The following is a 14244-nucleotide window of genomic DNA, read 5'->3' as shown; positions in this document are numbered from 1 at the left end:
GCCCCACACACCCCGAGGAGGGTCAGCCGTGGCCAGCACCACTCCACCGCCGTCGTCGCCGCCCCCAACGGGAGCCGCGACCGCCTCCAGCAGCGCCGACGACGCCATCATCCAGCCCGGCAAGGCTCCCGGGCAGACCGGCAACCGGATCTTCACCGGCCTGTCCTTCGGCGCCGGCACCTTCATCATGGTGGTGCTCGCCCTCGTGGCCGCCTTCCTCATCCGGGAGGCGCTGCCCGCCCTGACGGCCTCGCGCCAGACCCTGGAGTCGGTCTCCTTCATGCGTGACCGCAGCCTGTGGGGCTACGTGGCCCCGCTCGTCTTCGGAACGCTGCTGTCCTCGACCATCGCCCTGGGCGTCGCGGTGCCGCTGAGCATCGGGGTGGCCCTGTTCATCTCCCACTTCGCCCCGCGCCGCCTGGCCCAGGCCCTGGGCTACATGGTGGACCTGCTGGCCGCGATCCCCTCCGTGGTCTTCGGTCTGTGGGGCTTCCTGTGGCTGGTGCCCCTGCTCGACCCCATCAACACCTGGCTGAGCGACCACCTCGGCTTCATCCCGCTGTTCGCCGACTACACGGCCCCGGCCAAGAACATCACCACCGCCTCCCTGGTCCTGGCGGTCATGATCCTGCCGATCATCACCGCCACCATCCGCGAGATCTTCCTCCAGACGCCCACCCTCCAGGAGGAGGCCTCCCTGGCCCTGGGCGCCACCCGCTACGAGATGATCCGCCAGGCCGTCCTGCCGTTTGGCCGCTCCGGCATCATCTCCGCCTCCATGCTGGGGCTCGGGCGTGCCCTGGGTGAGACCATGGCCGTCCTCATGATCCTCTCACCCGGCATGGGGCTGAACCTGCGCATCCTCCAGGCGGGCCAGCACCAGACCATCGCCGCCAACATCGCCTCGCAGTTCCGCGAGGCCTACGGATTGAGCGTCAACGTGCTCATCGCCACCGGCCTGGTCCTGTTCATCATCACCTTCGCGGTCAACTCCCTGGCGCGGTGGATCATCGCGCGCCGCTCCGAGTTCTCAGGAGCCAGCTGACATGACGCCCACGAACGCCCCCGAGCCCACCGCCGGCGAGACTGGTGCCTCCGCGCCCAAGTCCCTCAAGGCCGCGCTCGCGGCCGCCGAGGCTCCGGCCGCCCCCGTCGACCCGCTGGCCGACCCTCCCTCCATCGAGGGCGTGCCCTTGACCTCCTACCGCCTGCCCGACTGGTTCATCTGGGCTGCGCTGGGAGCCGCCTTCGTCGTCGTCGGCGGGATCGGCCTGCTGGCCGGGTGGAGCATCGCCGCCGTCGTCACCCTGACCGCCCTGGTATGGGTGGTGGGCGCCACCGCCGTCTCCTGGGTGCGTGAGGGGGAGCGCTGGGGCCGCAACACCCTGGTGACCCTCCTCATCTACCTGTCCTTCGCCGTCGTCATGGTGCCGCTGGTCTCCCTGGTGTGGATGGTCCTGTCGGGCGGCTCGGCCCGCTTCGGCTACGACTTCCTGACCACTAACATGCGCGGCGCCGACGCCTCCAACGGCGGCTTCTACCACGGCATCGTCGGCACTCTCCAGATCACCGGGATCGCCACCCTTATCTCGGTGCCCCTGGGACTGTTCACCGCCGTCTTCCTCGTGGAGTACAACGGCGGCTGGATCGCGCGGGTCATCACCTTCCTCGTCGACGTCATGACCGGCATCCCCTCGATCGTGGCCGGGCTGTTCGCCTACTCGATCTTCCTCATCGTGGCCGGCCCCCGCTACCAGGCCGGCATCATCGGGGCAGTCGCCCTGAGCGTCCTCATGACGCCGGTGGTCATCCGCGGCGTGGAGGAGATGCTCAAGCTCGTCCCCTCCCACCTGCGCGAGGCCTCCTACGCGCTGGGCGTGCCCAAGTGGCTCACCATCGTCAAGGTCGTGCTGCGCACCGCGGTGGCCGGCATCACCACCTCCGTCATGATCGCCATCGCCCGCGTCATCGGCGAGACCGCCCCGCTGCTCATCACCGTGGGCCTGACGATCCGCACCAACACCAACCCGCTGGACGGCTCCATGTCCACCCTGCCGGTGCTCGTCTACGACCAGTACTCCCGCGGGGAGGCCGCCGCCATGGAGCGGGCCTGGGCCGGGGCGCTGACCCTCATCATCCTGGTCATGCTGCTCAACCTCGCCGCCCGCCTCATCTCCAAGTACTTCAGCCCCAAGGGCGGCCGGCGCTAGCCCGGCCGGAGCCGCCGGGCCACCCGCCCCCAGCGACCCCAGAGCCCTCAGCAGTCCACCTCAGGTAAAGGAACCGACGTGTCCAAGCGCATCGACGTCATCGGCGAGAACATCTACTACGGCGACTTCCTGGCCGTGAAGGACGTCAACGTCGTCATCGAGCCCAAGTCCGTCACCGCCCTCATCGGCCCCTCCGGCTGCGGGAAGTCCACCTTCCTGCGCACCCTCAACCGTATGCACGAGACCATCCCCGGCGCCCGCGTCGAGGGCCAGGTCATCGTCGACGGTGTCAACCTCTACGGGCCCGGCGTCGATGCCGTCCAGGTGCGTCGCGCCATCGGCATGGTCTTCCAGCGGCCCAATCCCTTCCCCACCATGTCCATCGCCGAGAACGTCCTGGCCGGCGTGCGCCTCAACAACCGGCGCATCAAGAAGTCCGATGCGGACGACCTGGTGGAGGCCTCCCTGCGCGGAGCCAACCTGTGGGACGAGGTCAAGGACCGCCTGGACCGTCCCGGCCTGGGCCTGTCCGGAGGCCAGCAGCAGCGCCTGTGCATCGCCCGCGCCATCGCGGTCAAGCCCGCCGTCCTGCTCATGGACGAGCCCTGCTCCGCCCTGGACCCCATCTCCACGCTCGCCATCGAGGACCTCATCTCCGAGCTCAAGACGGACTACACGATCGTCATCGTCACCCACAACATGCAGCAGGCCTCGCGCGTGAGCGACATGACCGGATTCTTCAACCTGGAGGCGACCGGCAAGCCGGGCCACCTCGTCGAGTACGACTCCACCGACAAGATCTTCTCCGCCCCCAGCCAGCAGGCCACCGAGGACTACATCTCCGGCCGCTTCGGCTGAGGATCGAGGGGTCAGGTGTCACGAATGGCGACTTTTCAGGCCGTCTGAGGCCGGTCTGAGCACCGCGGATTTACGTATGCGCAGGTCAGCGCATGACACGTTGATCCGGGAACTGGTGCCGCGCAGGTAAAAGTCGCCCGGAGTGACACTTTTGGGCGCCTTGCGCGACACGGCGGTGCGGTCACGAGAGGGAGGCGGGCGACAGGACGCTCAGGAGAGGGGGACGTCGGGCCGGAGAGCGCCAGTCGGCGCGAATGCCGCTCGCGGCGGCTTGAGTTGGAGCCCGGGGCCCGTCACGGCCCGACGCCGCATAAAAGTCTACAGGCCCGGGCTCCGGGCCGCGGCGGTGTCCACGCAGTGAATCCACACGGCGGACGGGCGCCTGGCCCGCCCTTGGCTGGATCTGCCCTGTCCGGGCCTTCCCGGTCTTCCCGGAACTGGTGCGTTCAGGCGTCCTCGGGGGCGTCCAGGCGGTAGCCGACGTTGCGCACCGTGCCGATGAGGTTGTCGTGCTCGGTGCCCAGCTTCGCGCGCAGGCGACGGATGTGCACGTCCACCGTGCGTGAGCCGCCGATGTAGTCCTCGCCCCACACCTCATGCAGGAGCGCGTCACGGGTCAGGACCCGCCCCCGGTTGGCGGCCAGGAACTTCAGCAGCTCGAACTCCTTGTAGGTCAGGTCCAGGATCGTGCCGCGCAGTCGGGCCGTGTAGGCGGTGACGTCAATGACGAGATCGCCCACGTCGATGCGGTCGTCGTCGACCTCGTCCACGACCGGGACATGGGCGCGCAGCAGCCGCAGCCGGGCCGACAGCTCGGCGGGCTTGGCGCCGGCCATGACGAAGTCGGCGGCGCCCCAGTCGATCTGCACCGCGGCGGCGCCGCCCTCCTCCACGATGAGGATGATGGGCGGGCAGTCCATGGGCCCGGTGAACAGCTGGCACAGAGCACGGGCGCGGGTCAGGTCCCCGCGGGCGTCGATCATGACGACGTCGGCGTTGTCCACCTCCGCGTAGGAGGACGGCATCGGGGGGAGGCACTCCACCGGGGAGTCGAGGAAGGCGGTTGCCGGCAGGACATCAGTGGCCTCACTCTCACGAGTGAACATGATGATCCGCATGGCTGCTCCTCCCGCGGCTCGCGATCTGGGCTCGCCGGCGCAGTCGAGCTGAGCAGCGGCGATACTGTTGGGACAAGTCAACCACACCTAGTCGCGGGTGAAATCCCCTGGGGCAACGACTGTCCGGATACTGACCACCCAGGAGGATGATGGGGCGGGGCTGGAGTGGGCGCCGCGGCCGCCCGGGTGTGGGACGATGTGTGCTGTGACTACCCACCATCGACGAGCCCAGCCGGCCGCGCGCACCCGCGGGGCCTCCCGCGGCTCGCGCGATCACTCCCCTGCCGCAGCCGTTCCGACGGCCGCCGGCGGCGTGGCGGACTGGGCCAGCGTCATCAGCACGGGTGACTCCGCCGTCTCGGCCGGGCCCGCCGAGTCGGAGCCCGCCGCACGCGCGACCGACTCGAATACCTCCGGTGAGTCGGCCAGCTCCTCCGGTGCTCCGGGAGCGGCCCGCTCAGCGGACTTAGGGGATGACGTCGACCTCACCGAGGACCTGGGCTACGCCACCCGCCGCGCCTCCAACCGCCCCAAGGAGCCGGGCCTGGTGGACCCGGCCTGGACCCGGCTCGCCTTCGCGGGCGTGGTGCCGTTGCTGCTGGCGGTCGGCTCGGTCCTGCCCGGCTGGGTGAGGCTGGCCCTCGTGGCCGTCCTGGTGCCGGCCGCCGCACAGGGCTGGCCCGCACTCGTGCGTGCCCGGCACGACCTGGGCGGCACGATCGTCATGACGATCAGTGGGCTGTCGGCCGCCGTCAGCGTCTACCTCCTCGACGACATGGGGGTGGCCGGCCTAGTCATGGCCTTCTCGATCCTGCTGGCTTTCGTCGGCCAGATGCTGCGGCGCGACGGCCGGCACAACCTGGTCGAGGACCTGTCCTCAACGGTGGCCGGCTGCCTCGTGGCGGTCTCCGGTTCGGCCTGGTGCGCTCTGGAACCGGGACTGGCCGACCCGGCCATTGTGGTGCCCACCTGCCTGGCGCTGTTCGTCGGCGCCGTCCTGACCGTCCTCAACGTGCGTGCCCGGATGCTGGAGGCCCTCACTGTCACGGTGCCGGCCCTGTTCGCCGGCGGCGCCGGCTACGTGCTGGCCTCGGCCGGCTTCTTCGGCCTGTCCCACATCAGCGCGACCGCGGCCCTGCAGAGCGCCGTGGCCTGCGTGGCCGTCGGCTTCGTGGCGGGGGTCCTCATGGCCTCGGGCAACCGCGTCCTGTGGACCCACCGGTGGGTGCCCGGCGGGCGGGCGGCGGTGGCCTCCGCGCTTGTGCCGATCCTGTCGGTCGGCGTGCCGGTCTACGCCATCGCCCGCCTCCTGGGCGGCTTCATCGCCGGCTGACGGCGGCCGCCCGGCCCAGCGAGGCCCCGAGGACGCCGCGTCACGGCGGCCGGATGTCCAAATCGGTGACAAAGAGGTTCCGAAGCCCTGCGGTCAAGCGAAGAAACCGCAGAATCATGCGGTTTCGTCTGGCGCGCTCAGCGCTCCTCGCCGCCTTTGTCACAGATTTGGACACCGAGGTGCCGATTCTGCCCGGATTTGCGGCTCCGGGATGCGGTGGACGCACGGGGCGCCGGCGGATCCGCGCGGCCCGGGCGGGCGGCGCGCGTGATGCGGCCTGGGGTGACGTCGTAGGCTGCGGGCATGGCATTCACGCTTCCTGACGACCTGGCCCCCGAGCTCTACCCGCTGGCCTGGCTGGCCGGCACCTGGCGCGGCTACGGCATCCTCACCTACGGCGAGACCGTGCCCGAGCAGGCCGTCTACCAGGAGATGACCTTCGACCACGACGGCGGCCCCTACCTGCGCCAGACCACCACCATCTGGACGGTCGATGCCACCCGCTCCAAGAACCTCGACTTCGAGATGCCCGGCCTCCAGGGCGCCTCCCTCCTGGCCCCCGCCCAGATCTGGTCCACCGAGACCATTTACTGGCGACCCGTCGGCCAGGAGCAGCCCGACGCCGCCGAGACCACCGACGACGCCGACACCAAGGGCTCCGGCGGTCCGCTCACCCCCGTCACCCGGCTCGAGCTCGTCTCGGCCGACCCCGCCGGCCACGTTGCCGTCTGGGAGGGCTGGATCCAGGGGCCGCGCGCCCAGGTCGGCACCCAGGCCGTGGGACGGGCCCGCACCGCCGTCCCCGTGGAGGAGATGACCCGCATGTTCGGGCTCGTGGGCGGCGACCTCATGTGGACCCAGGACATGGCCGCCTTCGGCCAGAGCGAGGTGACCACCTACGCCTCGGGCCGCCTCGGCCGCGTCGACGACGTGAATGACCCTGCCGCCCAGCCCGGCTCCGCCCTCGACCCGGCTGAGCCGGAGGGCGAGTCCTCCACCTCCTCCGCACCCGCCTCCGACGACGCCGAGCCAAACGCCTGATGCTCCCCTCCCCGCTGCTGACCCGCCCCGGCGCCGTCGCCTCCGCGCCGGACGACCCCGACCAGGCCGTCCCCGCCCACCTCGGCGACCCCGGCCGCGAGCAGTCCGCCCTGGTGGAGGGGCGCGCGGCCTGCGCCCTGGCGCGCGACGTCGTCACCGTCACCGGGCCGGATCGCCTGAGCTGGCTGACCACGCTGTCCAGCCAGGTGCTCACCGCCCTGGAGCCCGGCGACGGCGGCGCGGAGACGCTGCTCCTCGACGCCCAGGGGCACATCACCCACGCGCTCGCGGCCCTTGACGACGGCCGCACGCTCTGGCTCGTCACGGAGGCCGACAGTGGCGAGGCGCTGGCGACCTTCCTGGACTCCATGCGCTTCATGCTGCGCGTCGAGGTGACCGAGCAACCCGACGTCATGGCGCTGGGCGCCCTGGGGGAGGGCCTCGAGGCCCTGGCCCAGGCGGCGCGCGACACCGCGTCGGACGCCTCCGATTCACCGGAGGCACAGGCCGACGCCGCCGAGCCCCAGGGCTCACTCATCGGCCTGTGGCGCGACCCGTGGCCGGGTGTCGTCGAGGGCGGCACGAGCTACGACGTCGGAGCGGACCGGCCGCATCCCGGCCAGGGCTACCGGGCCGGCTTCGTCCTCGTGCCCGCTCGGAGCGTGGATGCCGTGGCGCAGGCCTTCCTCGCTGCGGGGGAGGGTCGGCGCCTGGCCGGCGCCCTGGCCTGGGAGGCACTGCGCATTGAGGCCGGCCGCCCCCGCTGGGCCCGAGAGGCCGACGCCCGCGCGATCCCCCACGAGCTGGACTGGCTGCGCACGGCCGTGCACCTGACGAAGGGCTGCTACCCGGGCCAGGAGACGATTGCGCGCACCCTCAACCTGGGCCGGCCTCCGCGCCGCCTCACCGTGCTCCAGCTCGACGGTCTCGTCGGCGACCTGCCCCGGCCGGGGGCGAGTGTGCGCATGGGGGAGCGGGCCGTGGGCGCCGTGACCTCCGTGGCGCGTCACCACGAGCTCGGCCCCATCGCCCTGGCTCTGCTGCGCCGGGCCGTGCCCGTGGGCGAGCAGCTGACCGTGGAGATCACCGAGGTCGACGAGGCCACCGGCAAGACCGTCCCCGTCGGGAGGGTTGACGCCGCCCAGGAGGTGCTGGTCTCCCCCGAGGGGCGCGCCCAGGCCAGTCCCTCCGAGCGGCCCGGCGCCGAGCTGCGCAAGGGCCTGCGACTCTGAGCGGTCCCGAGCCCGATCGGTTTCGGCTGTCCCGAGCCCGGGCCGGCTGCTCTGGGACCCGAGCCCGACGTCTGCCCGGTGACGGTCCGGGGGCTGTCACCCGCGGTGGCCAGTCGCTGTCGGCCCGAGGCTGACGGAACGGCTGCCGGCCGCTGCGTGAGGCGTCAACTGTTCTCGCTGGGCGTGGCCGCCTGTCTGGGCTCGGTGACCGGCGACCGGTAGCCTGGGCGCGTGAGCGTCCTCAATGCTGTGTCATTCTTTCTCGCCGAGGCGGTCAGGTGGAGCTGGATCGCCGCCCAGGTCGTCTCCCTCGTCATGGGGATCTGGGCGCTGGTCGACTCCCTGATGCGGCCGGCGGAGTACTACGCGGCAGCAGGCAAGAGCACCAAGCGATTCTGGAACGTGGTCAACGCGGTGGGCACGGCGGTTGTCGGCCTGCTCGGGGCCGCCTCGATGTTGGGCCTGCTGGGCGTGGTGGCCAGTGCCGTCTACCTGGCGGATGTGCGCCCGGCGCTGCAGGCGCTGGCGCCGGTGCGGGTGCGCTCCTCGATCCGTATTCCAGGGCGGGCCTCCCAGCGCCGGCCGGGGCATGGCGGGCGCGGCAGGAGCGCTCGTCGCTGATGCGCGCGGTGATTCAGCGGGTCAACCGGGCGGCGGTGCGGGTCGACGGCGAGGTGGTCGGCGAGATCACCCGGCCCGGCCTCATGGTCCTCGTGGGCGCCACGCACGACGACGGCCCCACCCAGGTGGCCACCGTGGCCCGCAAGATCGCGGACCTGCGGCTCCTGGAGGGCGAGCTCTCGGTGACCGACGCCGGGGCGCCCGTGCTCGTCGTCTCCCAGTTCACCCTGTACGCTGACACCCGCAAGGGCCGGCGCCCCACCTGGAACAAGGCGGCCCCCGGCGAGGTGGCCGAGCCCCTGGTGGAGGCCGTGGCCGAGGACCTGCGCGGGCGCGGCCTGGAGGTGGCCACCGGCCGCTTCGGCGCCGACATGAAGATCGACATGGAGGCCGACGGCCCGGTGACGATCCTCATCGAGGCCGAGTAGGGCCTGTTGCGAAACTGGGGTGAGGTGACCGCGTGTTCGTACCCTCTACCCCTCGAGCGCGCGCCCCAAGGTACGACCGCGACGTCGGCGAGAACCGGCCTGCCCCGGACATAGGCAACAGGACCTAGGCCGAAGGAGGCGACGACGATGCAGTACCGTGGCCGATGCGATGTTCAGAAGGCGCTGAGATGACGGGGCGCTCGCGGGCGGTGGTGGTCGCCATGATGCTGTGGTGGGCCGTCTTCGGCTGCATCAGCGTGTCCTGGGCGCTGGGCTCCCCATGGCTGGTCGACACGGTCCTTCAGGGTGAGGGGCTGCGGCTCGCTCAGGAGCGGCCCACCTGGTTCGTTGTGGTCGTCCTCGTCTCCGGATTGGTGAAGCTGGGGTTCGTCGTCTTCGGCTTCGCCCTTCTGCGCCCGGACGTCATCAGGGTGCCGCGCTGGATGCGCCTGGCCTTCGGGTGGGTCTCTGGAGCCTTGCTCATGGCCTACGGGATGGTCGGCTCGGCGCAGGCGATCCCGACGATCATGTCCGGAGAGCCGCTCTCCAGCTACGGTTGGTGGCGGCTGGTTCTGTGGATGCCTCACTTCTGGGTGGGCGGGATCCTGGTGCTGGCCGCGACGGTCGGCTACCTGCGCTGGAGCCGGCCCGTGGCGACCGGTCCTGCCGGGCACGTGGGCACTGCTGGGCGCTGACTCCCGTGGCGGCACGCCCCGGTCGGGCCGGTCGGCGCCGCCGAGGCAAGAGAAGAGGGCCGGGTATGCGCCCCCGACTGCGCTTCCCGGCCCTCACTTGAGTGTCACCCGGGCTGCCGCCTCGGCTCAACGGGGAGTGTTCCCCAAACCTTCCGATGGGTAGCGGCCCGGTTCAGCAGGTGAGGGCCACGTCGTCGGCGACGGCGGAGCGGCCGATGCCGGCGAGCTCGTCGTCGTCGGCGTTGCCGCCGGTGCAGACGATCGCGCAGGGGCCGCGGCGGGCGGGGTCGGCCATGAGCCCGGCCAGGCTCGCCGCGCCAGCACCCTCGGCCAGGGTGTGGGCGTGGGTGCACATGAGGCCGACAGCGCGCTGGATGTCGTCGTCGTCGACCAGGATGAAGTCGTCGAGGCTGCGCCCCAGCACGGACTGGGTGAGGGCGAAGCTCGCCCCGACGGCCAGGCCGGCCACGCGGGTGCGGCTGTGGACGGTGGCCGGCTTGCCGGTCTTCCAGGCACGGTGCGCGGCCGGGGCGGCGCTGGACTGGACGCCGATGACCCAGCAGCCGGGCGCCAGGACATCGCGTACGAGGCAGGCGCCGGCGGCTCCGGAGCCCGAGCCGACCGGGGCGTAGACGGTGCGCAGGTCGCGGTGGCGGCGGAAGAGCTCGAGGTAGACGGTGGCGTGCCCGAGCACGATCGCCGGCTCGTCGCCGGGGGAGACCATGCGCATCCCCTCGCTCAGGGAGAGGACGTCGGCGTGAGCGAGAGCGTCGCACATCGTGTCACCCTCGACGACGACGCGGGCACCCAGGGCGCGCACCGCGGCCACCTTGCGGGCCGGGGCACTGATCGGCACGACGACGGTGACGGGCACGTCGCTGCGCACACCCGCCCAGGCCAGGGACTGGGCGTGGTTGCCGGTGGAGGCGGTCACGATGCCGCGGATCCGCTCCTCGGGGCTGAGCGCCGCCATGAGCGCAACCCCGCCACGGACCTTGAAGGCGCCGGTGGGCTGGACATTCTCGTGCTTGACCGTGACCTCCACCCCGGCCGCGGCGTTGAGCAGCGGGTAGGACCAGGCGGGAGTCTCGGGCAGAACCCGTGAGACGGCCTCGTAGGTGCGCAGGACGGCGTCGAAGTCGAGGCCGGACTGGGTGGCGGCGGGAGCCTGGGGCAGGGTGTCGGTGACGGTCATGGTTTCATGATGCGGACAGTCGGAGTATCGGTCCAATGAATCTTTTGACGAATACCCATCGATACAGGACATACTTGGTGGTGTGATCGATGTGCAGCAGCTGCGGGCCCTCGTGGAGCTCTCCCGCCTCGGCACCGTCTCGGCCGCCGCCGATTCCCTGGGGTTCAGCCAGTCCACCGTCTCCCACCAGCTCGCCGCCCTGTCTCGCGCGACCGGCGCAGTCCTGCTGACGCGGGCCGGGCGCGGCGTGCGGCTCACCGAGGAGGGGCGGGCGCTGGCGGTGCGGGGCCAGGAGGTCCTCGACCTGCTGGAGCGTACCGAGCGTGAGGTCGTCTCCATGGCCCGCGCGGAGACGGGGCGCGTGCGCCTGGCCGCCTTCCCCTCCGCCGTGGCCTCCCTGGTGCCGGGGGTGCTCGACGTCGTCGGCCGGCAGTACCCGGGCCTGGAGGTCGAGCTCGTCGACGCCGAGCCGCCCGAGGCCCTCGACGCGCTGCGGCGCGGGCGGGTGGACGCGGCCCTGTCCTTCTCCTACGTCGACGACGACGCCGGCCAGGGCCTTCAGGCCGAGCACCTGCTCGACGACGTCCTCTACCTCGTCACCCACCCCGGCGGCATCACGCGCATCGCCGACGGTGCCCAGTGCCGGTGGGTGACCGGCTGCGCGCGCTGCCGCGAGGAGCTCCTCGCTGTGGGGCGGGCCAACGGCTTCACGCCCGAGACCGCCTACGCCTCCGACGACTACGTGGCCGTGCAGGCGCTCGTCGCCGCCGGGGTGGGGGCGGCCCTGCTGCCCGGGATGGCGTTGAGCGCCTACCGGCACGAGGGGGTCCAGGTGCGGCCGCTTGCCCGCGAGCAGCGGCGCGTCGAGGTGGTCACGCGTGCCGAGCAGCCCCGGCCGCTGGCCATCGACGTCCTGGTGGAGGCCTGCCGGACAGCGGCTCGCCGCACGAGCCTGCGCCGACCCGCGGTCAAGGGCACGGCAGCGACGCCTGACTCGCCCTCCTGAGCATGACGGTGCCAAGCATTGATTGACGTGGGTCACAGTGTTAAAGTCGAGTCACGCAATCGTTTGCGCAGCGAGGCGCTCAGCGGTGAAGGAAGGCAATGATGCAACGAAAGATTCTGCTCGACTGCGACCCGGGGCACGATGATGCGGTCGCCATGATGCTCGCCTGGGGCAATCCCTCGATCGAGCTGCTCGGTGTCACCACCGTGGGTGGGAACCAGACCCTGGACAAGGTGACTCGCAACGCGCTCAGCGTGGCCACGGTCGTGGGCATGCACGACGTCCCCATCGCCGCCGGCTGCCGGCTCCCCCTGGTCCGCCCCGTCGAGATCGCTCCGGACGTGCACGGCGACAGCGGCCTGGACGGCGTCGAGCTGCCGGAGCCCGCCGTGGAGCTCGATCCGCGCCACGGAGTGGATCTCATCATTGAGACGATCATGAGCAACGAGCCGGGCACGGTGACCCTCGTCCCCACCGGCCCGCTGACGAATATCGCCATGGCTGCCCGCAAGGAGCCCCGTATCGTCGAGCGCGTCCAGGAGGTTGTCCTCATGGGTGGGGGCTACCACGTGGGGAACTGGTCGCCGGTGGCCGAGTTCAACATCAAGGTCGATCCCGAGGCGGCCCACATCGTCTTCAATGAGAAGTGGCCGATCGTCATGGTGGGGCTCGACCTGACCCACCAGGCCTTGGCGACGGACGAGGTGGCCGAGCGCATCGCGGCGGTCCCCGGCAGCGTCTCGCAGTTCACGCTCGGCCTGTTCACCTTCTTCCGCAAGGCCTACCAGGACGCTCAGGGCTTCGAGTTCCCACCGGTTCACGACCCGTGCACGCTCGCCTACCTCATCGACCCCACGATCGTCGAGACCGTCAAGGTTCCTCTCGACGTCGAGCTCAACGGCTCGCTGACGACCGGCATGACGGTCGCGGACTTCCGGGCGCCGGCTCCCGGGGACTGCCACACCAAGGTCGCCACGCGCCTGGACGCCCCACGGTTCTGGGGCCTCGTGGTTGACGCGATCGACCGGATCCAGAAGGTGGTCGACGCATGAGCCTGGCAACGGCTGAGGCCAGGGCCTCCGGGGCGGCGGCGAAGAAGTCCGTCGGCGCCGTCATGACGGCCCTCCTGGTCGCCTGCTTCGCCTTCCAGCTCAACGCCTCCATGCTGAGCCCGGCGCTGGTGACCATGGAGAAGGAGCTCAAGACCACCGGGACCGTCATCGCGACGTCACAGACGGCCTTCTTCACGGCGGCGGCGCTCTTCGCGCTCTTCCTGCCCCGCCTGGGGGACATGATCGGCCGGCGCAGGCTGCTGACCTGGATGATGGTCCTGACCGCCGTGGGCTGCGTGATCTCGGCGCTGTCGGGAGTGCTTGGCTCGGTCGCGCTGCTCTTCGCCGGCCGCATCGTCCAGGGCGTGGCGGGGCCGACGGTGCCGCTGTGCCTCATCATTCTCAAGCAGGCCGTGCCGGATCCGAAGCGGTATGGGACGCTGCTGGGAGTCGTCACCGCCGTCAACGGTGGCATCGCCGGGATCGACGCCCTGGCCGGCGGGTTCCTCGCCGGACGCTACGGCTTCGCCTCGGTGTTCTGGGTGATGACAGCGGCCGCCGTCGCCGCGGCCCTCGCCGTCGCCCTGCTCACCGACGAGTCCCGGATCGACAACCCGACGCCGATGGACTGGCTGGGCACCAGCCTCCTGGTGGTGGCGGTCGGCTCGGCCCTCATCGCGATCGACCAGGCCGGCAAGCTCGCCCAGGCCAACTGGCTGCTCGTCCTGGGTCTCCTGGTGGTTGCCGGCGTGGCCTTCGTCGCCTTCTGGCGCCAGGAGTCGGCGAGCCGCCACCCGCTGGTGACCACCACCTACCTGAGGTCGCGCTCCACCTGGGCGCTTCTGCTCACCACCATGCTGACGATGACCGGGGTCTTCGCCATCATGAACGGCATCGTTCCCGCCCTCGGGCAGGATGCGGACTTCGGTGCCGCACTGGGGGCCGACGTCGTCTCGTTCTGGACGCTGACGCCCTACGCCCTGGCGGGACTGGTCATGGGGCCGGTCGCGGGCACTCTCGCCGGCCGCATGGGGTACCACCGGGTCCTTCGGATCGGCCTCATCGGCACGGTGGCGGGGCTCGGTCTTCTCCTCCTCGGGGTGGCGACTCCGCAGCCGTGGCTGCTGCTGGTCATCTCGATCCTCGTCGGCGTCACCTATGCGGGCATGGGCAACATCATGCTCAACGGGCTCGGCATCGAGCTCTCCCCGAAGGACAACCCCGGCTACCTTCCTGGCCTCAACGCCGGGGCCTTCAACCTGGGCGCCGGGATCTCCTTCGCGATCCTGTACGCGGTGAAGACCGCTGCGGGAGACGTGGGACGAGGAGCCTACGTGGCCACGATCATCGCCGGTGTGGTGCTGCTTGCGCTGGCGTTCCTCGCTTCGCTGCTGATCCCCCGGGCGGCGGCCGACGGCGAGGCACCGGCCGGGCCCGCGGGGAGCTGAGAGCCTG

14 protein-coding genes are annotated in these 14244 nt (G+C 71.2%); 12 read left to right on the top strand and 2 right to left on the bottom strand.

Annotated elements, in window-relative coordinates; translation table 11 throughout:
• Positions 1 to 28 precede the first annotated feature (28 nt).
• From pstC to pstB, 3 genes are all read left to right on the top strand, one after another.
• Positions 29 to 1045, top strand: a complete 1017-nt coding sequence (pstC, locus tag BKH20_RS08010; RefSeq protein ID WP_075390615.1) for a phosphate ABC transporter permease subunit PstC — start codon at positions 29 to 31, stop codon at positions 1043 to 1045.
• Between the two features lies 1 nt (position 1046).
• A complete protein-coding gene (pstA, locus tag BKH20_RS08005) occupies positions 1047 to 2210 on the top strand; it encodes a phosphate ABC transporter permease PstA (RefSeq protein WP_178388575.1) in 1164 nt (387 codons plus the stop codon).
• A 78-nt stretch (positions 2211 to 2288) separates the two neighbouring features.
• On the top strand, positions 2289 to 3068 hold the full coding sequence (pstB, locus tag BKH20_RS08000; protein ID WP_003781705.1) for a phosphate ABC transporter ATP-binding protein PstB: 780 nt from the start codon (positions 2289 to 2291) through the stop codon (positions 3066 to 3068).
• Between the two features lie 446 nt (positions 3069 to 3514).
• On the opposite strand, the gene BKH20_RS07995 is transcribed toward pstB, so the two are convergent.
• A complete protein-coding gene (locus BKH20_RS07995; protein ID WP_075390614.1) occupies positions 3515 to 4186 on the bottom strand; it encodes a winged helix-turn-helix domain-containing protein in 672 nt (223 codons plus the stop codon).
• A gap of 196 nt (positions 4187 to 4382) precedes the next feature.
• Here BKH20_RS07995 and BKH20_RS07990 point away from each other — a divergent pair, with 196 nt between their 5' ends.
• The 6 genes from BKH20_RS07990 (at position 4383) to BKH20_RS07965 (ending at position 9536) form a co-directional block, all read left to right on the top strand.
• On the top strand, positions 4383 to 5519 hold the full coding sequence (locus BKH20_RS07990) for a hypothetical protein (protein WP_075390613.1): 1137 nt from the start codon (positions 4383 to 4385) through the stop codon (positions 5517 to 5519).
• A gap of 303 nt (positions 5520 to 5822) precedes the next feature.
• Entirely contained in the window at positions 5823 to 6560 is a 738-nt protein-coding gene (locus BKH20_RS07985; RefSeq protein WP_075390612.1) for an FABP family protein, read from the top strand.
• Entirely contained in the window at positions 6560 to 7792 is a 1233-nt protein-coding gene (locus BKH20_RS07980) for a YgfZ/GcvT domain-containing protein (RefSeq protein ID WP_075390611.1), read from the top strand. The genes BKH20_RS07985 and BKH20_RS07980 overlap by 1 nt, the downstream gene beginning before the upstream one ends.
• 231 nt (positions 7793 to 8023) lie before the next feature.
• The gene (locus tag BKH20_RS07975) at positions 8024 to 8413 is read left to right on the top strand and encodes a DUF2516 family protein (protein ID WP_075390610.1); all 390 of its coding nucleotides are present in this window, start codon (positions 8024 to 8026) and stop codon (positions 8411 to 8413) included.
• Positions 8413 to 8841 (top strand): D-aminoacyl-tRNA deacylase, encoded by a 429-nt coding sequence (gene dtd, locus BKH20_RS07970; RefSeq protein WP_075255267.1) that lies wholly within the window; start codon positions 8413 to 8415, stop codon positions 8839 to 8841. The genes BKH20_RS07975 and dtd overlap by 1 nt, the downstream gene beginning before the upstream one ends.
• Positions 8842 to 9029: 188 nt before the next feature.
• Positions 9030 to 9536: a DUF3995 domain-containing protein gene (locus BKH20_RS07965; RefSeq protein WP_075390609.1), complete on the top strand. Its 507-nt coding sequence runs from the start codon at positions 9030 to 9032 to the stop codon at positions 9534 to 9536.
• Between the two features lie 172 nt (positions 9537 to 9708).
• Here the strand turns inward: BKH20_RS07965 and BKH20_RS07960 are convergent, their stop codons facing one another.
• Positions 9709 to 10731 carry a threonine ammonia-lyase gene (locus BKH20_RS07960; protein WP_075390608.1) on the bottom strand — a complete coding sequence of 341 codons (1023 nt, stop codon included), beginning with the start codon at positions 10729 to 10731 and terminating at the stop codon, positions 9709 to 9711.
• Between the two features lie 82 nt (positions 10732 to 10813).
• Here BKH20_RS07960 and BKH20_RS07955 point away from each other — a divergent pair, with 82 nt between their 5' ends.
• The 3 genes from BKH20_RS07955 (at position 10814) to BKH20_RS07945 (ending at position 14237) form a co-directional block, all read left to right on the top strand.
• Positions 10814 to 11737: a LysR family transcriptional regulator gene (locus BKH20_RS07955; RefSeq protein ID WP_075390607.1), complete on the top strand. Its 924-nt coding sequence runs from the start codon at positions 10814 to 10816 to the stop codon at positions 11735 to 11737.
• A gap of 101 nt (positions 11738 to 11838) precedes the next feature.
• The gene (locus BKH20_RS07950; RefSeq protein WP_075390663.1) at positions 11839 to 12789 is read left to right on the top strand and encodes a nucleoside hydrolase; all 951 of its coding nucleotides are present in this window, start codon (positions 11839 to 11841) and stop codon (positions 12787 to 12789) included.
• Complete coding sequence (locus BKH20_RS07945; RefSeq protein WP_075390606.1) at positions 12786 to 14237, top strand: MFS transporter; 1452 nt, start codon at positions 12786 to 12788, stop codon at positions 14235 to 14237. The genes BKH20_RS07950 and BKH20_RS07945 overlap by 4 nt, the downstream gene beginning before the upstream one ends.
• The last annotated feature ends 7 nt before the right edge of the window (positions 14238 to 14244 follow it).

This window comes from Actinomyces oris, from assembly GCF_001937445.1.
GTDB lineage: Bacteria > Actinomycetota > Actinomycetes > Actinomycetales > Actinomycetaceae > Actinomyces > Actinomyces acetigenes.
The sequence above is the reverse complement of the archived record's forward strand: the minus strand, read 5'-3'. Positions and strand labels throughout refer to the sequence as shown.

Excerpts from the sequence above, each read along its gene's own strand:
- pstA (WP_178388575.1), top strand. The coding sequence starts at position 1,047 with ATGACGCCCACGAACGCCCCCGAGCCCACCGCCGGCGAGACTGGTGCC.
- BKH20_RS07995 (WP_075390614.1), bottom strand. The coding sequence starts at position 4,186 with ATGCGGATCATCATGTTCACTCGTGAGAGTGAGGCCACTGATGTCCTG.
- BKH20_RS07990 (WP_075390613.1), top strand. The coding sequence starts at position 4,383 with ATGTGTGCTGTGACTACCCACCATCGACGAGCCCAGCCGGCCGCGCGC.
- BKH20_RS07985 (WP_075390612.1), top strand. The coding sequence starts at position 5,823 with ATGGCATTCACGCTTCCTGACGACCTGGCCCCCGAGCTCTACCCGCTG.
- BKH20_RS07980 (WP_075390611.1), top strand. The coding sequence starts at position 6,560 with ATGCTCCCCTCCCCGCTGCTGACCCGCCCCGGCGCCGTCGCCTCCGCG.
- dtd (WP_075255267.1), top strand. The coding sequence starts at position 8,413 with ATGCGCGCGGTGATTCAGCGGGTCAACCGGGCGGCGGTGCGGGTCGAC.
- BKH20_RS07965 (WP_075390609.1), top strand. The coding sequence starts at position 9,030 with ATGACGGGGCGCTCGCGGGCGGTGGTGGTCGCCATGATGCTGTGGTGG.
- BKH20_RS07960 (WP_075390608.1), bottom strand. The coding sequence starts at position 10,731 with ATGACCGTCACCGACACCCTGCCCCAGGCTCCCGCCGCCACCCAGTCC.
- BKH20_RS07950 (WP_075390663.1), top strand. The coding sequence starts at position 11,839 with ATGCAACGAAAGATTCTGCTCGACTGCGACCCGGGGCACGATGATGCG.
- BKH20_RS07945 (WP_075390606.1), top strand. The coding sequence starts at position 12,786 with ATGAGCCTGGCAACGGCTGAGGCCAGGGCCTCCGGGGCGGCGGCGAAG.